This is a genomic window from Bacillus sp. RC240, from assembly GCF_044907945.1.
GTDB lineage: Bacteria > Bacillota > Bacilli > Bacillales > Bacillaceae_G > Bacillus_A > Bacillus_A mycoides.
Window position 1 is genome coordinate 67,796 of record NZ_JBIYCT010000012.1, and the last position, 26,435, is coordinate 94,230.

Annotated in this window: 27 protein-coding genes; 8 read left to right on the forward strand and 19 right to left on the reverse strand. The window is 35.5% G+C overall.

Going from position 1 to position 26,435, the window contains the following annotated elements; translation table 11 throughout:
• Positions 1 to 54: 54 nt before the first annotated feature.
• Positions 55 to 789, reverse strand: a complete 735-nt coding sequence (locus ABH955_RS25590) for a YwaF family protein (RefSeq protein ID WP_404446110.1) — start codon at positions 787 to 789, stop codon at positions 55 to 57.
• A 212-nt stretch (positions 790 to 1,001) separates the two neighbouring features.
• On the opposite strand from ABH955_RS25590, the gene ABH955_RS25595 reads away from it, so the two are divergent.
• From ABH955_RS25595 to entC, 4 genes are all read left to right on the forward strand, one after another.
• Positions 1,002 to 2,105 (forward strand): efflux RND transporter periplasmic adaptor subunit, encoded by a 1,104-nt coding sequence (locus ABH955_RS25595; RefSeq protein WP_088038535.1) that lies wholly within the window; start codon positions 1,002 to 1,004, stop codon positions 2,103 to 2,105.
• Complete coding sequence (locus ABH955_RS25600; RefSeq protein ID WP_002087431.1) at positions 2,102 to 2,776, forward strand: ABC transporter ATP-binding protein; 675 nt, start codon at positions 2,102 to 2,104, stop codon at positions 2,774 to 2,776. The genes ABH955_RS25595 and ABH955_RS25600 overlap by 4 nt, the downstream gene beginning before the upstream one ends.
• Before the next feature lie 26 nt (positions 2,777 to 2,802).
• Positions 2,803 to 3,954, forward strand: coding sequence for an ABC transporter permease (locus tag ABH955_RS25605; RefSeq protein WP_002029935.1), 1,152 nt, complete (start codon positions 2,803 to 2,805; stop codon positions 3,952 to 3,954).
• 563 nt (positions 3,955 to 4,517) lie between these two features.
• Positions 4,518 to 5,942, forward strand: a complete 1,425-nt coding sequence (gene entC, locus ABH955_RS25610) for a cell wall-binding protein EntC (RefSeq protein ID WP_404491821.1) — start codon at positions 4,518 to 4,520, stop codon at positions 5,940 to 5,942.
• Between the two features lie 53 nt (positions 5,943 to 5,995).
• Here the strand turns inward: entC and ABH955_RS25615 are convergent, their stop codons facing one another.
• The 8 genes from ABH955_RS25615 to ABH955_RS25650 all read right to left on the reverse strand — a co-directional run bounded on the left by ABH955_RS25615 (position 5,996) and on the right by ABH955_RS25650 (position 13,589).
• Positions 5,996 to 6,919 carry a HEAT repeat domain-containing protein gene (locus ABH955_RS25615; RefSeq protein ID WP_404446103.1) on the reverse strand — a complete coding sequence of 308 codons (924 nt, stop codon included), beginning with the start codon at positions 6,917 to 6,919 and terminating at the stop codon, positions 5,996 to 5,998.
• A 107-nt stretch (positions 6,920 to 7,026) separates the two neighbouring features.
• Positions 7,027 to 8,112, reverse strand: coding sequence for a DUF871 domain-containing protein (locus ABH955_RS25620; RefSeq protein WP_404455451.1), 1,086 nt, complete (start codon positions 8,110 to 8,112; stop codon positions 7,027 to 7,029).
• Positions 8,102 to 8,380: a hypothetical protein gene (locus ABH955_RS25625; RefSeq protein WP_404455448.1), complete on the reverse strand. Its 279-nt coding sequence runs from the start codon at positions 8,378 to 8,380 to the stop codon at positions 8,102 to 8,104. The genes ABH955_RS25620 and ABH955_RS25625 overlap by 11 nt, the downstream gene beginning before the upstream one ends.
• Positions 8,356 to 9,666 (reverse strand): PTS sugar transporter subunit IIC, encoded by a 1,311-nt coding sequence (locus ABH955_RS25630; protein ID WP_001013048.1) that lies wholly within the window; start codon positions 9,664 to 9,666, stop codon positions 8,356 to 8,358. The genes ABH955_RS25625 and ABH955_RS25630 overlap by 25 nt, the downstream gene beginning before the upstream one ends.
• A 77-nt stretch (positions 9,667 to 9,743) precedes the next feature.
• Positions 9,744 to 10,049, reverse strand: a complete 306-nt coding sequence (locus ABH955_RS25635) for a PTS sugar transporter subunit IIB (RefSeq protein ID WP_002087440.1) — start codon at positions 10,047 to 10,049, stop codon at positions 9,744 to 9,746.
• 1 nt (position 10,050) lies between these two features.
• A complete protein-coding gene (locus tag ABH955_RS25640; RefSeq protein WP_002087442.1) occupies positions 10,051 to 10,371 on the reverse strand; it encodes a PTS lactose/cellobiose transporter subunit IIA in 321 nt (106 codons plus the stop codon).
• A 110-nt stretch (positions 10,372 to 10,481) separates the two neighbouring features.
• Positions 10,482 to 12,422 (reverse strand): BglG family transcription antiterminator, encoded by a 1,941-nt coding sequence (locus ABH955_RS25645; RefSeq protein ID WP_404455445.1) that lies wholly within the window; start codon positions 12,420 to 12,422, stop codon positions 10,482 to 10,484.
• Positions 12,423 to 12,500: 78 nt separating this feature from the next.
• Positions 12,501 to 13,589, reverse strand: a complete 1,089-nt coding sequence (locus ABH955_RS25650; RefSeq protein ID WP_113768969.1) for a DUF871 domain-containing protein — start codon at positions 13,587 to 13,589, stop codon at positions 12,501 to 12,503.
• Between the two features lie 473 nt (positions 13,590 to 14,062).
• Here ABH955_RS25650 and ABH955_RS25655 point away from each other — a divergent pair, with 473 nt between their 5' ends.
• Positions 14,063 to 15,265 (forward strand): MFS transporter, encoded by a 1,203-nt coding sequence (locus ABH955_RS25655; RefSeq protein ID WP_201051277.1) that lies wholly within the window; start codon positions 14,063 to 14,065, stop codon positions 15,263 to 15,265.
• A 373-nt stretch (positions 15,266 to 15,638) separates the two neighbouring features.
• Positions 15,639 to 17,294 carry a Na/Pi cotransporter family protein gene (locus ABH955_RS25660; protein ID WP_404455442.1) on the forward strand — a complete coding sequence of 552 codons (1,656 nt, stop codon included), beginning with the start codon at positions 15,639 to 15,641 and terminating at the stop codon, positions 17,292 to 17,294.
• Positions 17,295 to 17,330: 36 nt separating this feature from the next.
• Here the strand turns inward: ABH955_RS25660 and ABH955_RS25665 are convergent, their stop codons facing one another.
• A complete protein-coding gene (locus ABH955_RS25665; protein WP_404446088.1) occupies positions 17,331 to 18,329 on the reverse strand; it encodes a YhdH/YhfP family quinone oxidoreductase in 999 nt (332 codons plus the stop codon).
• A gap of 314 nt (positions 18,330 to 18,643) precedes the next feature.
• On the opposite strand from ABH955_RS25665, the gene ABH955_RS25670 reads away from it, so the two are divergent.
• Complete coding sequence (locus tag ABH955_RS25670; protein ID WP_404455439.1) at positions 18,644 to 19,846, forward strand: LCP family protein; 1,203 nt, start codon at positions 18,644 to 18,646, stop codon at positions 19,844 to 19,846.
• Positions 19,847 to 19,994: 148 nt separating this feature from the next.
• Positions 19,995 to 20,435, forward strand: a complete 441-nt coding sequence (locus ABH955_RS25675) for a hypothetical protein (protein ID WP_002029912.1) — start codon at positions 19,995 to 19,997, stop codon at positions 20,433 to 20,435.
• Between the two features lie 33 nt (positions 20,436 to 20,468).
• Here ABH955_RS25675 and ABH955_RS25680 read toward each other — a convergent pair whose 3' ends face one another.
• The 9 genes from ABH955_RS25680 to ABH955_RS25720 all read right to left on the reverse strand — a co-directional run bounded on the left by ABH955_RS25680 (position 20,469) and on the right by ABH955_RS25720 (position 26,010).
• A complete protein-coding gene (locus ABH955_RS25680) occupies positions 20,469 to 21,242 on the reverse strand; it encodes a sulfite exporter TauE/SafE family protein (RefSeq protein WP_002186718.1) in 774 nt (257 codons plus the stop codon).
• A gap of 33 nt (positions 21,243 to 21,275) precedes the next feature.
• The gene (locus tag ABH955_RS25685; RefSeq protein WP_002087459.1) at positions 21,276 to 21,755 is read right to left on the reverse strand and encodes a DsrE/DsrF/DrsH-like family protein; all 480 of its coding nucleotides are present in this window, start codon (positions 21,753 to 21,755) and stop codon (positions 21,276 to 21,278) included.
• An 89-nt stretch (positions 21,756 to 21,844) separates the two neighbouring features.
• Entirely contained in the window at positions 21,845 to 22,204 is a 360-nt protein-coding gene (locus ABH955_RS25690; RefSeq protein WP_404455434.1) for a rhodanese-like domain-containing protein, read from the reverse strand.
• Positions 22,205 to 22,242: 38 nt separating this feature from the next.
• A complete protein-coding gene (locus ABH955_RS25695; protein ID WP_002134528.1) occupies positions 22,243 to 22,473 on the reverse strand; it encodes a sulfurtransferase TusA family protein in 231 nt (76 codons plus the stop codon).
• Between the two features lie 21 nt (positions 22,474 to 22,494).
• On the reverse strand, positions 22,495 to 23,631 hold the full coding sequence (locus ABH955_RS25700; protein ID WP_404446075.1) for an MBL fold metallo-hydrolase: 1,137 nt from the start codon (positions 23,629 to 23,631) through the stop codon (positions 22,495 to 22,497).
• A 38-nt stretch (positions 23,632 to 23,669) separates the two neighbouring features.
• Positions 23,670 to 24,230 carry a sulfurtransferase TusA family protein gene (locus ABH955_RS25705; RefSeq protein ID WP_404455431.1) on the reverse strand — a complete coding sequence of 187 codons (561 nt, stop codon included), beginning with the start codon at positions 24,228 to 24,230 and terminating at the stop codon, positions 23,670 to 23,672.
• 88 nt (positions 24,231 to 24,318) lie between these two features.
• Positions 24,319 to 24,582: a metal-sensitive transcriptional regulator gene (locus tag ABH955_RS25710; RefSeq protein WP_000456201.1), complete on the reverse strand. Its 264-nt coding sequence runs from the start codon at positions 24,580 to 24,582 to the stop codon at positions 24,319 to 24,321.
• 179 nt (positions 24,583 to 24,761) lie between these two features.
• Positions 24,762 to 25,151: a DUF2606 family protein gene (locus ABH955_RS25715; RefSeq protein ID WP_219917220.1), complete on the reverse strand. Its 390-nt coding sequence runs from the start codon at positions 25,149 to 25,151 to the stop codon at positions 24,762 to 24,764.
• On the reverse strand, positions 25,117 to 26,010 hold the full coding sequence (locus ABH955_RS25720) for a trypsin-like serine peptidase (RefSeq protein ID WP_227493848.1): 894 nt from the start codon (positions 26,008 to 26,010) through the stop codon (positions 25,117 to 25,119). Before ABH955_RS25720 ends, ABH955_RS25715 begins: the two co-directional genes overlap by 35 nt.
• Positions 26,011 to 26,435: the final 425 nt, after the last annotated feature.

Genomic DNA, 26,435 nt, shown 5'->3' on the forward strand with positions numbered 1-26,435 from the left:
TTTTATTCTTAATTTTCTGAATTGTAAATATTTATACATAAAAAAATCACTAGGTTATGATTCTAGTGATTCTTTATGCGCATGCCCTTCTCTTTTCGCAAACGGCATATACAAAATAAAACATCCAATAAGTGCAGCTATTTCTAATGAAATAATATAGTAAGGGTGTGGCCCTAACATATCGAGTAATGAAGCAGTTTCTGGCTTACGAGCTAAAAACATATAATTGCCACCTGTTTTGTAGTTCACAAAAGAAACGATTGGAATTATTATGTTTAAAAATATCATCGTACGCTTAATTGATTGCAAGGTCGGTCTATATCCTTCTACCCACGTCATAAAGAGTGGTGCCCAAATGAGTAATACATGTGCAACGAAGAATTCTATAAAGCGAAAATGCGGAAAAGCATATTGCACGTTCGGCGTTAAAATAGCTTGTGATGCACCGATAATTCCTGTAAAAAATACAATCTCATATATGCGATAACTTTTCGTTACAATCATAATCGATGCTAACAATAAACTAATCGTACATAACTCGAATGGTAATGAAGTGCCTAGTTCAAAAATCCCCGATTTCCATTCCCACATATGGAGCCCAATTTCACTCCCAATAAATAAAAATGCAATCGCATATCGAACCGCTATATTCCACTCACTTTGCCGTAATATATCTTGGTATTGATACAGAAAAAATATCCCCACCAACATAATAAATAATATAAGGACGTGTTGCCTTGAGTATGGAATAAATGGTTTTAATGGATGCGCACTAAAATAAGCTTCCATCTTCCTTCCTCCTCTCCTTCATACAATATTATTGTTAGAAAGAAACAACGAGTCAATTCATCTGCTTAAACCATGTACAACCTCTACATTACATTTACATATCGATACCTTACAAAACTGTAAGGTTATTGTAAGCTAAAACGATTTGTCAGATTCTTCACCTCTTCTATACTTAATGTAGATACTAAAACGAACGAAAAGGTGATAAATAGATGAAGAAGAAAAATAAAGTGTTAATTACTAGTGTAGTAGCGATCGGAATTGCAGCTGGATCATATTTTGCATTTGCTGGCGGTGGTTCAGAAGTAGCAATGGCATATAGCGGTTATAAAATTACGGAAAAACAAATTGAAAATGCACAAAAATTTGGCGGCGAAGTTATTCCAAATGGTATTGAAACAATTTCATTCGATCCAACAAAAGGTACGTATGAATTAGCTGTTAAAAAAGGTGATGAAGTGAAAAAAGGTCAGCTTCTGTTTAAATATAATGACCCTACTGCTAAACAAGGTGTAACGGAAGCAGAAATGCAAAAGAAAATCGCACAAAAAGAAGTAACATTGTTCCAAAAACAAATTGATGCAGCGAAACAAAAATTACAAAAAGATAAAAATGCAGGCCTTCCCGCTGAAGCATTAAAAGCATCCGAAATTGAAGTTGGGCAATTAGAATCACAACTTGAAATGAAGAAGTTTGAAGTAGAAAAAGCTGATGAAATGATTAAAGTAGCAAAAGAGAAAGTAAACACACTTTCTGTAACGAGTCCAGCCGACGGTGTAATTGATGATATCGTAAAAACTGCTGATGAAAAAACAGGTATGAGTGGCATTACACTTCGTCACGCTGGTCAATTTAAAGTAAAAGGTCAACTTTCTGAATATGAACTTGCTAGTATGAAAGTTGGGCAAGAAGTAACTGTTTCATCAAAAACTGTCGCTGGTAAGACTTGGACAGGAAAAGTAACAGAAATCGGTTCTACACCATTAAAGAGCATGGACGAAAACAAAACTGTTTCTAATTATCAATTCACTGTCACATTAGATAATAGTGAAGAATTACAAAACGGCTTCCATGTTTACGTAACGAGTAAATCTGGCGAAGCAACTGGTACGATTGTTCCGAAAAGCAGCATTGTGAAAAAAGGTGACAAAAATGTTGTCTTCGTTGTAAAAGACGGTAAAGCGAAAGAACAAGCAGTTACTGTTGAATTCGAGACAGATAGCGAAGCAAAAGTTTCTGGAGTGAAAAAAGGAGAGGAAATTATCTCTAAACCTGAAAAAGACTTAAAAGACGGTATGGAGGTTGTCACTCAATGATTAACTTAAAAGGCATCACGAAATCTTTCCAAAATGGTGCAGAGTCCGTTCAAATATTACACGGAATTGATGTAACACTAAACCAAGGAGAATTCACTTCTATTATGGGACCATCTGGTTCTGGTAAATCAACATTAATGAACATTATCGGTTGCTTAGATAAGCCAACGACAGGTGCGTACGAACTAGCTGGTCAAAACATTTCAAACATGTCTGAAACAGAACTTGCACATGTTCGTAATAAAGAGATCGGATTCATATTCCAAAACTTTATGTTATTACCGAGACTTACAGCACTTCAAAATGTAGAACTACCTCTTATTTACGCTGGAGTCGATAAAAAAGAAAGACGTGAGCGCTCATTAGCAGCTTTAACAAAAGTCAGTTTAGCTGATCGTGCTACTCACTTACCAAATGAATTGTCAGGTGGACAAAAGCAGCGTGTCGCAGTCGCACGTGCAATCGTAAATAACCCGAAATTTCTCTTAGCAGATGAACCGACGGGTGCACTTGATACGAAAACAAGTACACAAATTATGGATCTCTTTTACGAATTAAACAAACAAGGCTCAACAATCATTATGATTACCCACGATCGTGAAATTGGGGAAGCGGCCGCACGTCAAATTGTAATTCGTGACGGAAATATCGTCCAAGATTGGAGAGGTTAATTTTGAACACGAGTGAAAATATACGCATGGCCCTTTCCTCTATCTTTGCTCATAAAATGCGTTCTATATTAACAATGCTAGGTATTATTATCGGTATTAGCGCCATTATTACTATCATTTCAATGGGTGATGGTACAAATGCAAAGTTTAAAAAAGAGTTAGGCCAAGGAAAAGATACTGAAGTAACGATTTACTACAACAACCCTGATTATGGAACTGATAGTGCCAAAATCACACCTGATATGCTAAAACGTCTTCAAACTGTACCAGGCGTTAAAGATGTTTATCCAGATGTAAGTATGAAAGTAAAAGCATCTTCTGGTTCAAAAGATGTCTCTCTTGATTTAAAAGGTGGAACAGGCGCCTTTATGACAGATTCGAAAATAAAATTAGTTCACGGTCGTGAATTAAACGACAGCGAATTAAACCAAGCAATTCCTGCTGTTATATTAAATGAAGAAGCTTTCAACAAATTATTTAGTGGTTGGGAATCAAATCTATACACAGATGTAAAAGGAAAGCCGTATAAAATAGTCGGTGTATACGAAACGAAAAACGAATTTGGAATGGCTATGCCTGAAGGTTATACATCTCTTGAAAACGCGCCTGTCATTTCAGGAGTAAATGAGTATGACTCTGTAAAATTAACAATGACCTCTCCAACAGAACGCAAAAGTGTAGAAAAACAAGCTGTTTCTGTTTTAAACGACATGAAAGCTCCTAAATTCGAGCACAAATTCGAAGCACAGGACTTAGGTGAATTTACGAAGCAATTAGACGAATCCATCGGTATGATGAAAATGGTATTCGGTGGCATTGCCGCTATCTCCTTACTTGTTGGTGGTATCGGTGTAATGAACATCATGCTTGTATCTGTAACAGAACGTACACGTGAGATCGGTATTCGTAAAGCACTTGGTGCAACGCGCGGTAAAGTATTAACACAATTCTTAATTGAATCTTGTATTTTAACAGGACTCGGTGGTTTCATCGGATTCATGCTCGGTATTTTCTTCGCTTGGATCGTCTCAATCTTTGCCGGATGGCCACTCGTTATCTCAAAAGAACTTGGACTTCTTTCAGTAGGTATCTCAATGCTAATCGGTATTGCATTCGGTTTACTACCAGCAAACAAAGCTGCTAAACTTGATCCAATTGAATGTTTACGATATGAGTAAATAAAAAACGTAGGAGTTTACACTCCTACGTTTTTTATTTTGTTGAAGGCAAATTCAATTTTATCGCTGTTTTATTAAAAATCTGCGTCTCTAACTTCTACTATATAACTCTGAAGCAATTCGCGAACTAATTCATAACAATATCGTCCCTTTAAATCATGTTTCTTCTATTATATATGTTTCATGTTGCGATTACCTTTTTATCCTTGCAGCTTCCATTTCACATTACAACTATCCTGCAATCCTATTATTGCAAAAATACTATGTAATAACACAAATTCAAGGCGTAATTTTTTCCATACTACAACTTGTTTTGTAACAATTATATCTCTATTTCATTAAAATCACCCCTATATATACGACTTCACACACAAGAAGATTATATTTTCATAACTACATTACGATTCAAATAGTTAAATACCCCTTTTTTGTAACGTTACAGAAACATTCTCGTAACACAACCGATACAATTTTAATCTATTAGCAATTAAAATTGTATTGATTTTATGATTCTTATGTTCTAATCCCCTAAAAAACGCAAAGAAAACGCTATCAGGATATTAATGGAATTATTACAGAATATTAATGCCTCGTTACGAATGCTTTGTAGTTTTGTGTTTTCCGCAAATAAGAAAATAATGGTTGCTATAATGAGGTCAACGAAAACAAATGCAATGGAGGCTATTATGAAAAAATTTATGGGTATAGCAACAGCAGCGGTTTTTGGTCTTGGGATTTTCACAACATCTGCTAAAGCAGAAACAATCGTAACGACTGATGTACTAAATGTACGAGAAAACCCAACTACTGAATCACAAGTTGTCGGAAAGTTATTAGATGGATATAAAGTTAACGTTTTACATACAGAAAACGGCTGGTCAAAAGTTAAATTAAATAGTGGTAAAGAGGCTTTCATAAGCGCTGACTACACAAAAGATACTTACTACGTAACAGCAAACGTATTAAACGTACGTGCTGGAGCGAATACAGATTCAGCGATTCTTGGTAAATTGAAAAAAGATGATGTAATCGAAACAACACACCAAGTACAAAATGATTGGATCCAATTTGAATATAACGGCCAAACAGCTTATGTACACATTCCTTACTTAACAGGAAAAGCACCAGTTAAAGTTCAGCCAGTAGTTAAAGCTGAAAAAGTAACTAACGTTCAAGATACAGCTAAAGTTCGTGAAGCAGTTAAAGCTCAAGAGGCAGCTGAAGCTCAAGCAAAAACTAAAGCTCAAGAAGCGGCTAAAGCTCGTGAAGTAGTTAAAGCTCAAGAGGCAGCTGAAGCTCAAGCAACAGCTAAAGCCGGGGAAGTAGCTAAAGCTCAAGAGGCAGCTAAAGCTCAAGAAGCGGCTGAAGCTCAAGCAGCAGCTAAAGCTCAAGAAGTGGCTAAAGCTCGTGAAGCAGCTAAAGCTCAAGAAGTGGCTGAAGCTCAAGCAGCAGCTAAAGCTCAAGAGGCAGCTAAAGCTCGTGAAGCAGCTGAAGCTCAAGCAGCTAAGGCTCAAGAGGCGGCTGAAGCTCGTGAAGCAGCTAAAGCTCAAGAGGCAGCTGAAGCTCGTGAGGCAGCTAAGGCTCAAGAGGCAGCTAAAGCTCGTGAAGCGGCTAAAGCTCAAAAACCAGCTACACAACAACCTGTTGCGAAAGAAACTGAAACAAGTGCACCATCTTCTTCTCGTGAATTAAGAGTTGTAGCAACAGCTTACACAGCAGATCCACTTGAAAATGGTTACAAAGCCGGAGATCAAGTAAAATCAGCTATGGGCCATAACTTAACAGCTAATCCAAACATGAAACTAATTGCAGTTGATCCAAGTGTAATTCCATTAGGTTCAAAAGTATGGGTTGAAGGTTACGGAGTAGCAATCGCTGGTGATACTGGTGGAGCTATTAAAGGAAATAAAATTGATGTTTTAATGCCAGATAAAGGTACATCAAGTAACTGGGGACGCCAAACAGTTACAGTGAAAATTTTAAACTAATTATAAAAAAAGAGTTAGTCTCATTATTGAGGCTAACTCTTTTTTAATGATTCTTACATTCTTTCTTTCTCTTGAAAGTAACTAATATTATCCCGAAGCCATTTTCTCTCTGACATAAACAAGCTCCCCCGTTTTTTATATACTTTATCAAACGTCTTTAAAACTTCTTCATGATCAGCAAACTTATGTAAGAAACGAAGAGCAATAACAATCTCTGATTCATCGGTAGGTACTACTTCATTTTTACGTCTTCTAGAAACAATCTTATTCACACGTTCACAAATTGGCTTAATCGTCCTTTCGTCTCCATATGCATAAAGAGCTCGAACAGCCTCGTATTTCACCATTATATTTCTATCCTTTAAAGCTTCAATATAAACTATTTGTAAGTCCGCTCCCCCTATTTTTGCTAACACTTCAATAACGGTTGAACGAACATAAGCACTATCCCTATATAAAAGCTTTGTTAATGGAAGAATCGATTGATTTGTTCCAATCTCAAGCAACGTATAACAAATATTTGTAATCTCATCTTTATTTTCTTCAGTATCCAGCAACTTTAGCAACGCACGTTCCGCTTCTAACGATTTATATAACTTTAAGGAAGAAACTGCCCAAAAACGAACACTATCGTTTTTATGATAAATATAAGGAATAATTTTATTTGTACTACTTACTTCTGGTAACGGATAAATATTACTAAGTAATTCACTTAACAGAGTCGGGCTCTCTTCATATTCCAAACGATCTATAAGGTAATCAGCAATACAGATTTCTTTCGTATTTATAGCGAGTTTCGTCATTAAATAATAAATATCTTTCTTCATAGATATCTTTTTTGCTTTTATTAACTTCTCCTGTAAATAAGGAAAAGTTAATAGGTCATATAGCTCTTTTGCTTCATCATATGCACGATGCCATATATCTGTCTCTTCATCGGCCATTCGCCTTAATAAATCATCTATATACTCTTCCATCTCCTTCTCTCCCGTCCAAATTAAATCTATCTCTTTGCATTCTATATACGATAGATTACTATTTCAACAGAAAAAAGAGGATGCCATAGCATCCTCTCCTCCCTTCCCTATTCCACACAAGTAAACTGTGTCCAAGCCCCAACATAATCTAGTAAAAACAGTTCTTCTTCCGCAATTGTACCGACAATATTTTTCCGTTCATCTATCGGCATTTCTTTCAAGATGATTTGTAGTTCACCTTTATACTTTCCGAATAGGTTATTACCAATTACAACTTGCCCTCTTTTCTGTCGTACACTTTCGCGCACTGGGAAATCATAGTCTTTGTACTTTTTACGCACTTCTGTAGAACGTACCATATACTCTGTTATGTCACCGCGTCTTACGTGTAATTCTTGCAGTGTCGCTCTCTTCTCTACTTCAGTCGCTTCGTCTACAAATTGTACCTTTAGCTGTAACATGTAACGATTTAAGTTTCCTAGTTTCTCTAACTCTTCTTCACTCGCATAAGCATTTCCGATAATAACATCATCAATAAGCCCTGTTGCCCATAAATGTTTCGCTTGTACTTCAATTGGTAAGTTACGATGTTGTTCTAACGTACATAATCCGTCATTAATATCCCATGGACCAATTTCAGCTGCATGTGACGTAATAAATGCTGCCGTGCGAATACCATGCTTTTTAAAGCGTTCACTACAGCGAATGAAATAATCATACGGAAGACCAGTAAATTTTTGCGGATAAAAATTGTGACAACCAATTAAAGCTGATTTATTCGCTTGATGCGAAAGGATATTTTCTAAATAGGCAATATCATTACTTACATTCAGCTCAATTTTTAAGCCATATGGATTATTAGTCATTTTCGCTTCTGTTAACCCGTCAAACCCTACATCTAAACGAATTCCATCTGCACCTAACTCTGCAAAGAATGATAGATCACTATAACTAATACCAAGTTGATCGAATACAGCCGGAGCTACATCTAAAATAACTTCCATATTATACTCTTTTGCATGCCCAATAATTTCTTTAAATTCAGCTACAATTTCCTCTTTTGGACGATTAACAGACAGTAAACATGTGAATATTCTTGAAAAACCGTGGCGTGCCGCTGCCGAAATGTATGCCATATCTTGTTCTTTCGTTGAATGCTCTGGATAAAGTGAAATTCCTAATTTACGCTCCATGCTTTTGCATCTCCTTCACACGTTGTATTAATGCCATGCTCGTAAATCTATATTTTGCAGATAAACATGTTGCACATAAAATCGTTGGTACGATGATAAAGTACGGTGATTCTAAACTAAATGCCACATAAGCTCCCATTGAACATCCAATAAATAATATCGACACAAGTAGTAAAACTAATAGCGATTTACTTTGTATCCACTTTGAATAATGTGCAATACACTGCCCCGCCACGAATGTAATTAAGATGATAATTGCTCCGAGCATTCTGTTTTCTCCTCTCCTGCTAATTGTTGTTTCTCATACATTTTGAAGAATGGATAGTAAATAACGAATGAGATAACAAAGTTAACAAGTACAAGTACACCGGCCATAATTGTCCAGTCCGTACTAATAATCGCTGCAATTGGCGCTAACATCGTAAATGGCAGCTTCGCCATCATGAGCGGAATCATACCTGAAACAACTGCGAAATATGATACCGTCGTTGTAACTAACGGTGTAATAACGAACGGAATAATTAAGATTGGATTCATTACAATTGGTGCCCCGAAAATAATTGGCTCGTTAATATTGAATAATCCTGGTACGAATGATAATCTACCTAACTCTTTTAAGAACTTAGATTTAGAGAACATAAACATAATAACTAAAGCTAACGTTGAGCCTGATCCACCGATCCATACGAACCATTGAATAAATTGCTCTGTAAATAAGTTTGGTAACTGATGTGCATTTCCTGTAGCCGTAAATACTTCCATATTTTCAAGAATTGCTGAATCCCACATCGGACGAATGATTGGTCCTAAAATCGCTGGGCCATGTATACCGAACGACCAGAAGAATACAATTAGGAATACTGTTAATAAACCACCGAATAAATTATTTCCTACTAATACTGATTTTAATGGTGCGATTAAATATGTGATTGTTGTGTTTACATCAAATTTCAAACCGTAACGAATACCCCAGAATAAAAGAATAACTACTAAAGTTGGAATTAATGCTGCAAACGAGTTTGCAACTGCTGGTGGTACACTATCTGGTAATTTAATCGAAATATTATGCTTAATCATAAAGTGATAAATTTCTACTGCAATTAATGCTGTAACAATTGCTCCGAATAAAGAAGTTGCACTTAATGTTCCTACTGAAATATATCTACCTGCATCAATAACACCTGGTACAGCTTTTGTTATTTGAATTGGTTCAACTGATGCTAGTAAAAAGGCGAGTACAGATAATAATCCTGCACTTAATTGATTGAGCTGATAAAAGTTCGCGAGTGAAGCCCCTACCCCAAACGCTGCGTATAATGCCATTAATCCTACTGTAAATCGGAATGGAATATCTAAAATATGGCGAAACGGTGCAATCCACTCCATATATGCATCAATTGGTAAGTTTAAAAAGATAACGAAAAATGACCCGACAATCGTTAACGGTAATGTAGAAATAACTCCATTTCGAATTGCTAATAAATGTCGTTGCCCCGCAATTTTTTGCGTTGTCGGCATAATCTTCTGTTCCATAAAACTCATAAAACCATTCATCGATAACCCTCCCTATGTTCAATGTGGCGAAATTTAAAAGTTATAACATTATAATGTTTATATTTAAAAAAATATAATTACGCTAAAACTAATTGTTCAGCTTGCTTAAGTACTTTCAAACCATCACACATGCCATAATCTCGTTGTTCTATAATTGCAACTGGTATATCGTATGATTTCGCAAGAAACTCTACTGCTGGAAACAAATACTTCACCTGTGGTCCAATTAAAACAACATCAGCATTTTTTATTTCCAGTTTCACAAGTTCTGAATCAACTGCTTTAATTTTATAATCCTTCCCTTGTTTCTTTGCCTCTTCTTGCATTTTTCTTACAACCATACTCGTTGACATACCTGCCGCGCAACATAATAAAATGTACATCTTATACTGTCACTTTCTCTTCCACTCGTTTATGAAGAGTAATAAATTCTTCAGCAAGTTCTTTCACTGTAATGGCATTCATTAAATGATCTTGTGCATGCACTAATAATAAACTTATTTCTGCATGATTTCCTCTTGCTTCTTCTTGAATTAAATCCGTTTGAATACGATGAGCGGATGATATTTCCTCACTAGCAAGTGTCATCTTTTCACTCGCATTCTCAAAATCTCCTTGTCTTGCAAAAGCAATTGCTTCAAGCGCCGCGCTTCTCGCGTTGCCACCATGTAAAATTAACGCAAATGGAGTTTGCATATCAGTCATTTAAAATTCCCCCAAGTTATGTTTTTTCTATATTTTTATCTTATTATGAAAACGCATACAATTAAACATAAAAAACTTCCGTTGTGTAACGGAAGTTTTAATATACTTTTTCATAATGATAGTAAGATTTCTTGAAAATCATCAACAGCTTGAGCCTGATGCAATTTTTCTATTATAGTTTGACTAGACATAATATCAAATAAAAAATCATAAAGCTTTTGTAAATCTTCATTATTATTGCGCTTCACACTAAATATAATAATAACTTGTACTTTTTTATCTCCCCAGTCAATCGCCTTATCGAGTGTACAAAACATCAAAAATGTCGTATCGCTTAATAATTGCATCGGATGCGGAATTGCCACTAAGTTTCCAACCGCTGTAGGAGATGTGTTCTCTCTCTCCATAATAGAAGCATAAAAGTTTGCGGATACATAGTTTTTCTCAGCAGCTTTCTCACATAAAAACTGGATAACCTCTTCTTTCGTAGAAGCACTACGATTTAAGAAGATCAAATCTTCCTTAATATATTGCTGGATACTATCATTCACATGTGTAAATAACTGCTTACCAATTGATTTAATCTCTTTATCATCAAATATTGAGTTTACCTTTATAACCGGAACAGGCAAACCACTCGGTATATAAATCGTACTAATAATACAATCTATTTTATCTTTATAAAGATCTTCCACTTTCAATTGATAGTACCCTGTAATACCTACAATCTCTAGTTTATCTCGGAAATGTGATAGAATTTTATATTTCAGTAGTTGTGCACTCCCTTGACCAGTTGCACAAACTAATAAACATCTTTTTTTTTGATTATTTTCCTGCAAGCGGCTCATCGCCCCACCAAAGTGAATGGCAATATAACCAATCTCACTCTCTGGAATGGATTCATCCGTATATTCACCAATTATATCTCCAACGAGAACTGCAATTTCAAAAGCATATGGATAATTTTTTTTCACTTCTGCCAAAAGAGGATTTCGCGTATTTAACTTATATTTCAAACGATTTAATAACGTTTTTAAATGAACACCAAAACCAAATAATAATTCTTCATCGTAATAAAAAGTAAGATTCCGTTCTTCCGCTACTTTGAAAAGAATATGCTGCATGAATGCATATACGTCTTTCCCTAATAGCTCTTCCACATTTTCATAGCGATCTCTCGCTGTAACAGCAGTACTTAATAAATGCATCGTCACATATAAAATTTCTTCTTCTGGAAATTGAAGTTTTAGCTCTTCCCCTAAATTCCCTAAAATCTGTTTCGCAATTTTATATTCTTTCTTTATTATAAGTTCAGATTCCTCTACATGCAGTGCTTGAATGTAATGATCATCCCTGCATCTCTTTAAAGCAATCGCAATATGAATTGATAAATTATCAATTTCTATATCTGATAAATATATCGTTCCTCCCTCGATATACTTTAGTATAACTGAGCGGATGAGAGAAATATGGGGTAACGATAAATATGTGTCCGTCTGCTCATAGTTCTCATGAAACGGAGTATGGTCATAACGCGGCAAACCATATTGTGATAAACAAGAACGAATATTAAATTCTTCTCCTACAATACGTATACCATAATATGGTCTTTTTTCAATTTGTAACTCATAGCGACTACAAATATCTGTAACATCTTTCATAATTAAATTTACAGTAGATTTACTCACATAAATCTCTTCCGCTAGCTGTGAAAGCTTCACATACCCATCTGTCGTTAAAATACGGTGTAAAATATAAGCTACTCTTTCTTCATAAGAAGTTGGAATCTTTTCTGTCTGTTTTTGAAATACATTTACGCAAAAATCTTCAAACTTCTTAGTTTGTATAATTTCTAGTTCGTACCCATTCCCTCTTTGTGATTCAATTTTCGCTCCGTGTTCTTCCAATATATCATTTAATAATTTTATATCCTTTTGAATCGTCTTCGTTGATACGTGTAAACGGCTCGCTAAAAAAGCTCGATTTAGCATCGATTTCTCTTCTAAAAACTCCTCTAAAATGGAAATTAATCGCTGATGCACTTTTGTCATAGCTCTTCCTCTCGCTCTTTATATAAAAGGGAAAAAGCCACTGAAATCAGTAGTTTTTTCCCTTTTATCCCGCGTTCATTATTTCTTTAGCGTAAATCCAAACTTATCCCAAGCTTGTAAATAATCTAATAAGAAGATTTCTTCCTCTATAATTCGGCCGACTACATTTGTTTTTCCTGTATTCACCATATCTTTTAAAGCAATTTGCAATTCACCTTTATATTGGCCATATTTCTCATTATCAATTAAAAGATCGCCACGCTTAATTTCACGCGTATTATGCGGTTTAAACTCTTCTTTTTTATATTTCACACGACTTTGTGTAGAACGAATCATATATTCAGATACATCCCCGCGATAAAAATGAGGTTCTTCTAATACGATAATTCTTTCTAAATCTGTTGTTGTATCGTATAGTTCTATATCAAATGTTTGTTTCTCTTTATTTAACGCACCTAGTGCTTGTAATTCTTCTTCTGAAGCATAAGCATTCGCAATAATAACATCATCAATTAATTCTGTTGCAAACAAATGCTTCGCCTGTGTTGTCATCGGTAATTCGCGATGCTGCTCTAACGTACATAACCCTTCTGTTACTGGCCAAGGTCCGTATGTTGCATCAAATGATGAAATAAAAGCAGCCGTTCTCATACCGTAATCTTTAAATTGTTTCGAGCATTTAATGAAATGATCGTATGATAATCCTGAATAACGATGTGGATAAAAATTATGGCAACCAATTAAATTTTCACGATTTGGTCTATGGCTCATAATGTTATCTACATATTTCGTACCGTTACTCATATTAATTTCAATTTTTAAGCCGTATGGATTGTAAGTCATAATCGATTCTTCTAAACCAGAAAATCCAACATCTAAACGGATACCGTACGCTCCTAACTCATGGAAGAACGATAAATCATTATATGAAATACCTAATTGTGTAAAGACAGACGGACTAATATCAACTAATACTTGGAACCCTAATGCATTTGCATGAGAGATCGTTTCTTTAAACTCTTCTATAATTTTCTCTTTTTCGCCATCTACAGATAATAAACATGTGAATACACGTGTAAATCCGTATTTACTCGCTAATGTTACATACTCTTTATCTTTCTCTACTGTCGAATGTTCTGGATAAATAGAAATACCTAATCGTCTCATATGTACACGCCTCTTTCTTCATCATATTGTAAACCTTTTCAAATATACGTAGCGAAAAAGTATGTATCCCCTTTTCTTCCACTACAATTTGAATCCGCTTTCTTTAAAGAAAAAACAATTTCTATCATTCATAACAACTACTAGTCTATACATCTATACTTTACATCTTTTTTTCATAGTTGTGTAGTCTTTCCACAAATTTGTCAGTTTTTCACCTAAAAAATTGTTATCCGCTTTCAAGACACCTTCCTTGACTGTTATGTTGACCAATACATATACTCGAAAGAACAGAGATAAAGTGAAACTTTAATCAGTGCGGGGTTTTGTTCATCCCCCACTGATTATTAGCCTTCACCAATCGGGCGTTTACGGACAGCATGGCTCCCACCTAACTTCTTTGCTCCAACCAAATTTTGAGGTGAGAGTCTTACTGCCCGTTAACGCGGGAAAACTTTTATATAGGGGATGAATATATGGGAGAGGCAGTACTCGTAAAACGAGAACCGTTATGGACAAAAGAGTTTATTGCGCTAATTCTAGCAAACTTATGTATGTTTTTAGGATTTCAAATGTTAATTCCAACTTTACCTGTTTATGTGAAAGAAATTGGAGGCACAAGTTCAAATATCGGATTCGTTGTCGGCATGTTTACCGTTGCAGCACTTTTTATTAGGCCGCTAACTGGAAATGCCTTGCAGAAATTCAACAAAAAAATCATTTTAATGATCGGTACCGCTATTTGTTTACTCGCTATGGGCAGTTACCTTTTCGCTTCAACCGTTTTCCTATTGCTTGCCGTTCGAATTTTACACGGAGCTGGTTTTGGTATTACAACGACTACATACGGAACTGTCGTTTCAGATTTAATTCCGCAAGCTCGCCGCGGTGAAGGCATGGGATACTTCGGTCTTTCTGGAACTATTGCCATGGCGCTCGGTCCGCTTATTGGACTTTGGCTTATGCAAGCATATAACTTCACGATTCTTTTTTTATGTGCACTTTCATGCACAATAGTTTCATTAATATTAACGAAACTACTTCAAATCAAAAAATCGCCGCAACCACCACAGCAAACATCTGGTACCTTTCTCGATGGATTTATTGAGCGTAAAGCTTTACTTCCTTCATTATTAATATTATGTATTACATTAATGTACGGGGGAATTGGGAGCTTTATCACATTATTTGCTACAGAAGTCGGGATTGCTGATATCAGTCTCTTCTTTTTATTTAACGCACTTGCAATCGCTGTAACTCGTCCGTTTTCTGGAAGATTATATGATACGAAAGGCCATACATTCGTCATCATTCCAGGAGTTATTATTACGTTTACAGGTATTATCTTGCTGTCGTATACAACTACAATTCCGAGTTTAATTATTGCCGCAGCGTGCTACGGCAGTGGTTTCGGAGCAATTCAACCGGCACTACAAGCATGGATGATTGACCGAGTAGCACCGCACCGGAGAGGAGTAGCAACAGCAACATTCTTCTCAGCATTTGATCTTGGAATTGGTGCTGGAGCGATTATTTTTGGATTCATTGCACACTTTACCAACTATGCAACTGTATATCGATATTCCTCTTTATTACTTATTGCTTTCTTGTTCATTTATATTACAAGTATAAGAAAACAAAAGCATAGAGATAAAAATACAGAAAAAGCTGCTGGATAATTCAGTGGCTTTTTTCATCCCACAATAACCTCATACTAATCAATACACGTTAAACATTCCCCATTTTTCGATGGTATAAAACTACAGGCATTTCCCTACATATTTTTTTAACTTTCATCAAAAAATATACGATGAACTCGCAGACGCTTTTTTTCATATGTAATCGAAAAATATTATTCTAAAAAGTGTGACTCCTTTACAAAAATACCATTTACAAAAGTTGAAAACCAATTAAAACCAGGTGTTTCTTTAAAGATTTGTAAACTTTTTATCCCTTTGTAAATTTAGTGTAAATTTTACTGATAAACCGTTTACAGTGCCTCAAGGTTTAGTTAATAATTACATCGTACATGAAATTTAAGGAGTGGAATGCGTGGAATACAATATTCAAGATATGATCTTCCAGTTCATTGGTGGATTAGGTATTTTCTTATTCGGGATTAAATACATGGGCGATGGACTGCAACAAGCAGCTGGAGATCGTCTTCGCGATATTCTAGATCGTTTTACAACAAACCCTCTTATGGGTGTACTAGCAGGTATGTTAGTTACAGTATTAATTCAATCAAGTTCAGGAACAACCGCTTTAACAGTCGGACTTGTAAGTGCTGGATTTATGACATTAAGACAAGCAATCGGTGTTATTATGGGTGCGAACATCGGAACGACAGTTACTGCATTTATTATCGGGATTAAAATCGGAGAATACGCTCTCCCAGTTATGGCAGTTGGAGCAATCTTACTATTCTTCTTTAAAAATAAAAAAGTACAGTCTTTAGGTCAAGTCGTATTTGGGTTTGGTATGTTATTCTTCGGTTTAGAATTAATGAGCGCAGGTATGAAGCCTCTTCGTTCTTTAGAGTCATTCCAAGAATTAATGGTTAGCATGAGTGATAATCCAATTTTAGGAATTGTTGTTGGTACAGTCTTCACTTTAATTGTACAAAGTTCAAGTGCGACAATCGGTATTTTACAAGAACTATTCGGTCAAGGTGCTATTGATTTACAAGCTGCTCTTCCTGTATTGTTCGGTGATAACATCGGTACGACAATTACAGCCGTATTAGCAGCAATCGGTACTTCAATTGCAGCAAGACGTGCAGCATTAGTTCACGTTATCTTTAATATTATCGGTACCATTATCTTTACGATTATATTAATACCATTTACAAGTTTAATTCAATATTTCCAAACGTCATTAAACTTAAATCCAGAAATGACAATTGCATTTGCACACGGGACGTTTAACGTAACGAATACAATCATTCAGTTCCCATTCATTGCAGTATTAGCATGGATTGTAACAAAACTTATTCGTGGTGAAGATGCATCTATTAACTTCAAACCACAGCATTTAAATCCAATCTTTATTGAGCAATCTCCAGCGATTGCTTTAACAGAAGCTCAAAAAGAAATTATTCGTATGGCTGAGTTTTCATTAGATGGACTAAAAGAAGCTAATCATTTTTTAAATACACAAGACAAAAAACACGCTAACATGGCTACTCAATTAGAAGGAGCTATTAACAATTTAGATAAAAAAATTATCGAGTATTTAGTTTTACTATCAGAAAAACCACTTTCACCTACAGACTCTGAAAAACATTCAGTTTTAGCAGGTGTTGTTGGAGATATTGAACGTGTCGGTGATCATGTAGAAAACCTTGTAGAACTTGTAGATTTCCAAATTTCAAACCGCGTTTCACTATCAGATGAAGCACTAGCTGAATTAAATGAAATGCTTGAATTAACAATTTCAACATTACAAGATGCAATCAATGCTTTAACAAACTTCGATACTGAACTAGCACAAACGGTTATTGCAAAAGAACGTAAAATTGACCAAATGGAACGTGTTCTACGTAAACGTCACGTATTACGTCTGAACGAACGTAGCTGTTCAGGTGATGCAAGTATCATCTTCGTTGATATGGTAAGTAACTTAGAGCGTATCGGTGATCACGCTGTAAATATTGCTGATGGTGTTTTAGGCGAGCAAGGTAAACTAGCAGTAAAACAATCATTATAATTAGAAAAAGAGACGCTAATGTAAGCGTCTCTTTTTTCATTTCATCTTTACAACCGTTCTTCCTTTTAACTTTCCTTGCAGTATAAGTGTAAACTTCTCATCTAATTCTTTTAATGTACATTCTTCTGTATAAGATAATAGCTCTGAATTTTTCCACTCACCTGCTAGCAATGCCCACACTTCTCTTCTCATATCTACTGGACATTGAACTGAATCTATTCCTAAAAGGCTAATCCCTCGTAATATGAATGGGTATACAGTTGTATTTAATTCGTGCCCTGCTACGTTCCCACACGTTGTTACACAGCCTCCATACTTAACTACCTTTAAAGAACTTTCTAACATGCTTCCGCCTACGGTATCGACAACCCCAGCGTATATTCCTTTAAGCATCGGTCTTCCTGATTCATCACTCAACTCCTCGCGGCGAATCATCTTTCTTGCACCTAAACGTAGCAGCATCTCTTTCTCTTCCATTTTCCCTGTTGCCCCTACTACGCTATATCCTAGCTTCCCTAAAATACTAACTGCTACACTGCCTACTCCGCCCGTAGCACCCGTTACTAAAACATCTCCCATACTAGGCGTAATTCCCGCTCTAATGAGCTTATATACCGATAAGGCAGCTGTAAAACCGGCTGTCCCGTACATCATACTTTCCTTCAAAGACATTTCTTTCGGTAAAGGAACAACCCAAGATGATGGCACGCGAATATATTCTCCGAAACCACCAGAAGTATTCATACCTAAATCATATCCAGTTACAATAACTTGATCGCCTTCCTGAAAGGCGTTATTTTCACTACTAACTACCTCCCCTGCTGCATCTATGCCAGGTGTATGAGGATATGTTCTCGTTACACCTTTATTACCAGTAGCTGAAAGGGCATCTTTATAATTTAATGAAGAATAATGAACACGTATTAATACGTCTCCTTCAGGTAAACCATTTACTTCTCTCTCAACAAGCTTTCTTTCAAATTGATTATTTTCCTTTTCTTTCACGACAATTGCTCGGAATGGTGTATAATTCATTACGCTCTCTCCTTCATCCGTAAAATCCTTCTTTATTATATAAGAAGTACATATACAGCTAATCACATCTTCTTGGCTATATTTCAACAAATCTTACTTCTCTATCACTTTCTCACATTACATATTTTCATTTCTACTAAAACAACTTATACTTATTCTACATCTCAAAAATAAAATATAGAAAATCTAACTTTTTATAAATAAATTGAATTTTTACGAAATGTAAATGATTTGTAATGTTTTTTTTCGCTAAATTTCATTATAATAAGTGGATATGAGTGTCGTATTTCAATCCAAATGAAGGAGTACAAGAAATGGAGCAAAACCCATCTTTACAAGAAAATACACGAACTAAACCGAAAAATAGTAAGAAAAAAACAAAAATTATTATAAGCGTTATTCTATTAGTTTTAATAATAGGTGGCGGTTATACATGGTTTTTAGTAAATAAAGCATCTTCTGCTGTTCGAAACGCCGCTCACGATTTAGCACGCGGTGATAAGTCTGATTTACGTGCTAAAGCTGTAAAACCTATTACAAATAACGTCTCTGTCTTAATAATGGGTGTTGATGAAAGCGATGTCCGTGGGAAAGAATATGGTGAAGCTATAAGAACGGATGCACTATTACTTGCAACGTTTAATAAAGATAGCAAAACTGTAAAGCTATTAAGTATTCCACGTGACACGTATACTTATATTCCAGTAGAAAAGAAAAAAGATAAAATTACACACGCTCATGCATTCGGTTCTACTAAAAACGGAAAAGATGGTGGACCACAAGCTAGTATTGATGCAGTTGAAAAATTAATGAATGTTCCCGTCGATTACTTTGTAAAATTCAACTTTAAATCATTCATGAAAATCGTTGATGATTTAGGCGGCATTGAAGTTGACGTACCAGTTGAGTTTACTGAACAAGATAGTAATGATAACGCCGAAGCAATTCACCTGAAAAAAGGTGTTCAAAAGTTAAATAGTGAAGAAGCTCTTGCTCTTGCTAGAACAAGGCACATTGATAGTGATGCGATGCGTGGACAACGTCAGCAACTTGTTATTGAATCAATTTTAAAGAAACTAACAAGCGCTGGATCCGTAACAAAAGTTGGAAACATCATTGATGATATTAACGGACAATTCGTTACAAACTTAACATTCGATGACATGCTTTCATTCTATAAATATGGATCGGATTCGGAAATTGAGAAATTACAACTTCAAGGTGAAGATTGTTACATGGCAAAAGGTGATGATACATGTAGTAAGTCAGCTGGTGGTGGTCGAACTTACTACTACAATCCAGATAAAAAAGAATTAGCTAATGTTACAAACGAACTTCGTAGTCACCTTGGACTACCTGCCTATACAAAATCTGATTCTGATTCGAAAAAAACAAGCTCAGAGAAAACAAAAGCATCTACGTCTGAAAATACGAGTGAACGCGAATCAAGTAACGATGAAACTCAAAATAAGAATAACAGTGAAGATACAGAAACATCGTCTAATGACAATGAATAAAGTGAAGCAGTGCTCTATGGAGGTAGAGCACTGCTTCTTTTTAATGCTTTCAAAATAAAAAATCAGAACTTTCCAACTATCTTTTTTAATATTTTTAAATTATAATAAATAGTAGTAATCTATTCCAATTATCAGGGGGCCCACGCATATGAAAGCTGCAGTAAAACATAACATTTCAGATTTTAAAGAGTACTTAAAATCAAACGATATATACATGGAAGAAAATATAGATGAAAATGATGGTTCGGTACATTTTTCAGTAGGATTAGAAACAGAAGCTGGCGCAAAAATTCAACTTATCGCTGCTTTCCAAAGCGAACATCCTGCTGTGGATATATACTGCTTCAATGTTGCTCTTGTACCTGATTCAACATCAACAAATGATATTTTACATGTCATCAATGAATTAAACACATCTTATCGATTTGCAAAATTCACGCTAAACAAACAAAATGCAATTGATATTTCAACATCTCTTGCATTCTCAGAACCAAACTTTAATCCCGCACTTGTCTTTGAACATACGAGAATGCTATATAAACTGGCAAACGATGAATATAAGAACTTAATGAAAGTTATTTGGGCGTAAATAAAAAGATGGTGCTACAAGAGCACCATCTTTTTATTTCGATATCATATCAACCCACATCTTTATCGCGGTTCCTACAATTAAAGTAGACAATACGTATTGCAAAACTTTTTGATTCACTCTCTTCCCTACTCTCACTCCAAGAGGAGCGGCAAATAAACTTGCTATCGCAACGATAAGAGCCGGAATAACAACTATTTGTCCAGTAATCACTTTCCCAGTAGTAATTCCTATCGAGGAAATAAAAGTAATAGCGATAGATGTTGCTATTGTTGTACGTATCGGTAGTTTTAAAACAACTAGCATAATCGGTACTAAAAGAAATGCACCACCAGCCCCAATAATGCCGGAAACACTTCCTACAATAAACGCTAGCAAACTAGCGAGCCACTTATTGTACGTAATTCCTTCTGTCCTCTTACGATTGCTTCGCTTCGGTATAAACATCATAATAGCCGCAATAGTAGCTAGTAATGTGTAAACAACGTTTACAGCATGCTCATTTAATAGATTCGCACTAAAGCTACCTACAAAGCTTCCTATTAATATACTAGCTCCCATATACACAACTAAAGTTTTATCCATATCGTTACTTTTCCTGTACGCCCACGCGCCTGCAAAAGTTGCAAAAAACACTTGAATCGCTGTAATACCACTCACTTCATGTGATGTATATCCAGCAAATCCTAGCAATACTGGAATGTATAAGATCATCGGATAATTAATAATTGCACCGCCAATCCCAACCATTCCTGAAATAAACGAGCCTATAAACCCAATAATAAAAAGTAGTACTGTTAAACTCATATTGTATCCCCCGCCTTCTAAAAAGAAGGTGATTTAAATAAATAAATTCACATTCCCATCCGAAGCATCTGCTAAATAAGCTCCTACTCCTGCAAACTCTACCCCATCCATAATCTCTTCCTCTTTTAACCCTAATAAATCTACTGTCATTTGACAAGCTACAAGTTTAATTCCCTGTTCTTTCGCCAAATCGATTAAATCTGGTAAAGGCATCGCATTATGTTTTTTCATAATACCTTTAATCATCTTTGGTCCCATACCGGCAAAATTCATTTTTGATAATCCCATCTTATCAGCGCCGCGCGGCATCATTTTTCCAAACACTTTCTCTATAAATGTTTTCTTTACTTTCACATGCTCATCTTTCCTAAGAGCATTTAAACCCCAGAAAGTATGAAAAATAGTCACTTCATGATCGTACGCCGCTGAACCATTTGCAATAATATAAGCTGCCATCGCCTTATCATAATCTCCACTAAATAAAACAATCGTCGTTTTCTTCTGTTGTTCCATGTTGTTCTCCTCCTAATTACCTATAGGGGTATTTTAAAATTTGTAAAAAGGCTCAAATCATCTAGCTACACCTAATGCTACTTTTCCCCTTACAAAACGTTCATACCGCCTGAAACATTTATAATGCGCTGAAATCCTAATTTCTTTAATACTTTTGCTGCTTGCTTACTTCTCATCCCACTCTGACAAATAACAATTACTTCCTTATTTTTATCTAACTGATTTACTTTACTAGCTAACTCATTTAGTGGGATATTCTGAAATCCTTTCATATGATTTCCTCTATATTCTCCAGCTGTACGAACATCGATAAATTGTTTTCCCTTTTTCCCCACTATACTCTTTAATTCTTTTCCATTTATATTTTGAACACCTTTCACCGGTAAAAAACGTGAAATAACAAGCCATGCAGCAATTACAATGAAAAGCGTACTTAATATTGTATTCATAAAAACAACCTCTCCGCCTTTACAAAACTAGTTCTTCACTACGCCTTCTTAATCCAAAACTTCAGCACATCGTCTTCTATATTATGCTTTACTATTTCATGACCGCCTGTTTTTGACCATGCTGGAATATCTTTTACTGATCCTTTATCCGTTACATGTACTTCTAACACTTCTCCAGATTGTAAAGCATCCATCGCTCTCTTCGTTCTTACAATCGGCATTGGACATGCTAAACCCTTCGCATCTAATACTTGTTTTACATTCATCATCTATTCCTCCAGTTTGTTATTTTATAATGAATCATGAACTGCACAACGATTTGGGCCAATCTCCATTTCACGCTCTTCTTCCACACTCGGATAAATCTTACCCATATTCGTTTGACGAATTTCTTCATAAGCATTCGGCTGAGGCGGTAAGTTCTCTGTCACAGTTTTACGAAACTCTCCCTCATCAACAATATTTAACCCTACATTCTCCTTAAATAAATCTTGTAAATGCGCACTCACAATGCCTCTGTCGTCCATTTCACTTATTTTTGAATAATGAGCCGGTAAAACAATTAAATCTTGAGACAGTTCCTTATAAAGTTTATATAACGTATTTCGTAAATCACTCACCCAATCTTCAGCCTTCCCAGCAAGATCTGGACGCCCGATTGAATCTACAAATAAAATATCGCCTGATAATAAATAGGAATCATCTACAATAAATGATGTACTTCCAATCGTATGCCCCGGTGAGTATAATGCGTCAATTTCAATTTTGGTACCCCCCACCGTAATAACAGATCCTTCAACAAGCGGTTTATATGAGAAAACGACTTCCTCCGCATCTTTTGGAGGTAACCAATACGTACCACCTACTTTTTCAGCTAACCTACGTCCTCCAGAAATATGGTCTGCATGTAAATGTGTATCCATGACATTCGTAATAGTAACACCATACTCTTCCGCAAAATCTTCATATGCTTCAACCGTTCTGACTGCATCAATAACTGCTGCTTCACCGTTTGAGACGATCATATAAGATAAACAGCCTTTTCCAAGACGGTTAAATTGATATACACTTCCTCCGCCCTGTACATCTCCTACTTTTAACGGCTTTACATATTCACTCCAAGCTTTCATACCACCAGCTAAATAATAAACATCATTGAATCCGGCATGTAACAATTGCTCTGCGACAAACTGCGAAGAACCTTCTTTCGCACATACGACTAAAATTTCTTTCTCCCTCGGCAATTCATCTACAATATGATCTACACCATCTAATAAGTCAAAATACGGTTTATTTATAGAAGAAACTTGTTTCCCTTCAATTTTCCAATCTTCATAGTCCGTTTCATTCCGAACGTCTAAAATAAACAACTCTCCGAATAAAACTTTCTCGGCGACCTCTTTTGCTTGTAATATCTTAACACTCATCCAATTACCCCCATAGGTATGTTTTTATTTAAAAAATTTTATTTCCCCACATTCCCTTGCCACTCTAACATATCTGGAATGACATTCTTCACATTTGAATAACCTTTCTCTTTCAACATTTGGCACGCTATATCACTACGGTTACCAGTTCGGCAAACAACATAAATTGACTTCACATGATCTAACCTAGCACTATCTATTTCACCTAATGGAACCAAAATGGCAGATGGAATATGACCAAAGGCAAATTCCGCCGCTTCACGAACATCTAATACAGTACACTCTTCACCACTTAATAATAGATCTTGCAATTCCGCATTCGTAATTGTATGAGGATACTTCACAACTTCATTTACTTCATGTTCGTGTGCTTTTCTTACATAATGCTTTAATATATCTCCCTCTTGTTTCGTTCCAATATATTGATGCCCTACTTTATTTGACCAACTTTGAATATCTAGCGTAGAACCTTTATCTGTCGCCTCTATTTCAATAACTTGCCCTGATGCCAATCCTTCCATCGCCTTTTTTGTCTTCACAATTGGCATCGGGCAAGCCAAGCCTTTACAGTCTAAACTCGTATCAACTTTTATACTCATAATCATTTCCTCCCTAATTATTATACGTATACCTGTATGGGTATAATGAAATGTTTTTGAAAATCTGTCAACACATACGTTTGACAGATTATCTGCTTTTTACAAGTAATTGAACAGCTTCTTTGATTAACTCTTCATTTGAGCCATTACCTGTCTCAAACTGCTCACGTAAACATTGCTCTAAATTTGTTCCAACAACGAGTCCAATTGTACGATCAAGTGCAGAACGGGATGCAGTTAACTGTGTAATAACATCTCGGCAATCTTTTCCCTCTTCCATCATGCGAAGCACACCACGAACTTGACCTTCAATACGTTTCAATCTATTTTTCATATCTTGATTATATTCCACTGTAGACCACCTCCGTAATTATAACTATATTATACATTACTTTGTAACTTTGTATAATATCATATACCCTTTAGGGTATATTGTAAAGTTTTTAATTTTAAGCCTATAATTTATACTTTCTAACCAGATAAAAATAGACCGAATCAACCATATGGCGGGTTTCGGCCTATCCTTATTCATTAATTTACGTTAATCGTTATTAATTCAGCTATATTTCTATCATTAATCACAATCGCCTTTTTCTCATTATTCGGCAGTAAAATTATATACTTCCCTTTTCTGGGAGTCTTCCAAATGAATTTTCCTTCTTGATTAGTCTTCCCTATCGAAATTACGATTTCTTTGCTAGGCCCAGGTGATTCATCTTTTATAAGCATAATTTCAAAATCTTTTATCGGTTGTTTCTCTTTATTCTGAACATAGAAAGTTATAGGATTACCAACCTTACTAGCATTCTCCTCATTATTTGCTATACAACTAGACATCAAGATTATGACCAATATACAAAACAAAATCCCAATATACTTACTATATTTATTCAGACCATTTTTTAATATTATTAAAAACATCGTCTGTTATCCGATTTCCAGAATTCATATTTTTATTTCCTCTTGTATGAATGGCTATTATTCTGACACCCGTATCAAAATAATGGTATACAGGTGATCCACTTTGCCCCTCATAAGTATCAATCCTATATGTTAAAATTCTAGGATTAACACCTTCAATTGGACCATAGTCTCTCCACATTGTGTAACGTTCATTTCCTACTTTATCAGCTGGATATCCCGGAATCACCGCAAGTAAACCTTTTGGTGAATCTACATAGGTAGTTCTATATCCCAACCACCCTGTATAATCTCCGGGAGACCCATTTAATTTAATCGTTCCATAATCATAATCTGAATTTCCATTATCAGTCCATCCACTTACTGAGTAAAGTTTTGTTCCTTTAAAAGGTAAATACGGTGCTTGTCCTCCATTACGACCTGGAGTTACAATAACATTTGTCGCCCATCCACCAATTTCTTTATTGTAAATACAATGTCCAGCTGTAAGCACTGTATCTTTACTAATTAGTGCTCCTGTACACCCATAAATTTCTCCATTATTATACTGAGTTGCTACATGGACTATAGCGCTATACGGATATGAAGTTGTATCATTGACCCGTATTCGATCATCTATTCCTATAACAGAATAGGTAAGAATATTAGGTGAATAATTTAACTTAGTATTTTCCAATAAATATCCCCAATCTTCCCTACCATGTTTACGCCCTTCAAACGAAGGCGAAACAAGATCTTCTCCTCTTAGATCATTACTATACAAAGATTGTTCTTGAAAAAGTACTCTTTCTCCCTCATTCGAAACTGATGTCCAAGGTACATCTTCTGCATATACCTTCTGATTCACCCAAAATACCATATAAAAAAAGATAAAGAGAACACCAAAACTGTAAAGAGCCAATCTACATCTTATAGAAATAAAGCTATACACTTTAACTTACCTCCTATATAAATGATAGCGAACAATTGAGGATCCCCTTTATAAATTCTAATTTTTCTTTTCTTAAAAGTCAATGTAATTAATAATGATTATCATTATTAATTACATTGACTTAACAAAACAATGAAATTATTTACATTCTTTACTTTGAGTTAAAAAAGCTTAGTTCTTCCAAGGATTCGGCTGTAAAGAAAAGGAGTTAGGTGGGAGATCAACTTCCCGTAAATGCCCAATTGGTGATGGCTAATACTCGGCGGGGGATACTATGACTAATACAATATATCTACTACAAAAAATTCATTTCATTTACGAAAGAAAGAATCAACCGTTTTATTATCCTACCT

Bases quoted from the DNA above. Each gene is read 5' to 3' on its own strand.
- ABH955_RS25590 (WP_404446110.1), bottom strand. From the start codon at position 789: ATGGAAGCTTATTTTAGTGCGCATCCATTAAAACCATTTATTCCATAC.
- ABH955_RS25595 (WP_088038535.1), top strand. From the start codon at position 1,002: ATGAAGAAGAAAAATAAAGTGTTAATTACTAGTGTAGTAGCGATCGGA.
- ABH955_RS25600 (WP_002087431.1), top strand. From the start codon at position 2,102: ATGATTAACTTAAAAGGCATCACGAAATCTTTCCAAAATGGTGCAGAG.
- ABH955_RS25605 (WP_002029935.1), top strand. From the start codon at position 2,803: ATGGCCCTTTCCTCTATCTTTGCTCATAAAATGCGTTCTATATTAACA.
- entC (WP_404491821.1), top strand. From the start codon at position 4,518: ATGGAATTATTACAGAATATTAATGCCTCGTTACGAATGCTTTGTAGT.
- ABH955_RS25615 (WP_404446103.1), bottom strand. From the start codon at position 6,919: ATGGAAGAGTATATAGATGATTTATTAAGGCGAATGGCCGATGAAGAG.
- ABH955_RS25620 (WP_404455451.1), bottom strand. From the start codon at position 8,112: ATGGAGCGTAAATTAGGAATTTCACTTTATCCAGAGCATTCAACGAAA.
- ABH955_RS25625 (WP_404455448.1), bottom strand. From the start codon at position 8,380: ATGCTCGGAGCAATTATCATCTTAATTACATTCGTGGCGGGGCAGTGT.
- ABH955_RS25630 (WP_001013048.1), bottom strand. From the start codon at position 9,666: ATGAATGGTTTTATGAGTTTTATGGAACAGAAGATTATGCCGACAACG.
- ABH955_RS25635 (WP_002087440.1), bottom strand. From the start codon at position 10,049: ATGTACATTTTATTATGTTGCGCGGCAGGTATGTCAACGAGTATGGTT.
- ABH955_RS25640 (WP_002087442.1), bottom strand. From the start codon at position 10,371: ATGACTGATATGCAAACTCCATTTGCGTTAATTTTACATGGTGGCAAC.
- ABH955_RS25645 (WP_404455445.1), bottom strand. From the start codon at position 12,422: ATGACAAAAGTGCATCAGCGATTAATTTCCATTTTAGAGGAGTTTTTA.
- ABH955_RS25650 (WP_113768969.1), bottom strand. From the start codon at position 13,589: ATGAGACGATTAGGTATTTCTATTTATCCAGAACATTCGACAGTAGAG.
- ABH955_RS25655 (WP_201051277.1), top strand. From the start codon at position 14,063: ATGGGAGAGGCAGTACTCGTAAAACGAGAACCGTTATGGACAAAAGAG.
- ABH955_RS25665 (WP_404446088.1), bottom strand. From the start codon at position 18,329: ATGAATTATACACCATTCCGAGCAATTGTCGTGAAAGAAAAGGAAAAT.
- ABH955_RS25670 (WP_404455439.1), top strand. From the start codon at position 18,644: ATGGAGCAAAACCCATCTTTACAAGAAAATACACGAACTAAACCGAAA.
- ABH955_RS25675 (WP_002029912.1), top strand. From the start codon at position 19,995: ATGAAAGCTGCAGTAAAACATAACATTTCAGATTTTAAAGAGTACTTA.
- ABH955_RS25680 (WP_002186718.1), bottom strand. From the start codon at position 21,242: ATGAGTTTAACAGTACTACTTTTTATTATTGGGTTTATAGGCTCGTTT.
- ABH955_RS25685 (WP_002087459.1), bottom strand. From the start codon at position 21,755: ATGGAACAACAGAAGAAAACGACGATTGTTTTATTTAGTGGAGATTAT.
- ABH955_RS25690 (WP_404455434.1), bottom strand. From the start codon at position 22,204: ATGAATACAATATTAAGTACGCTTTTCATTGTAATTGCTGCATGGCTT.
- ABH955_RS25695 (WP_002134528.1), bottom strand. From the start codon at position 22,473: ATGATGAATGTAAAACAAGTATTAGATGCGAAGGGTTTAGCATGTCCA.
- ABH955_RS25700 (WP_404446075.1), bottom strand. From the start codon at position 23,631: ATGAGTGTTAAGATATTACAAGCAAAAGAGGTCGCCGAGAAAGTTTTA.
- ABH955_RS25705 (WP_404455431.1), bottom strand. From the start codon at position 24,230: ATGAGTATAAAAGTTGATACGAGTTTAGACTGTAAAGGCTTGGCTTGC.
- ABH955_RS25715 (WP_219917220.1), bottom strand. From the start codon at position 25,151: ATGTTTTTAATAATATTAAAAAATGGTCTGAATAAATATAGTAAGTAT.
- ABH955_RS25720 (WP_227493848.1), bottom strand. From the start codon at position 26,010: ATGGTATTTTGGGTGAATCAGAAGGTATATGCAGAAGATGTACCTTGG.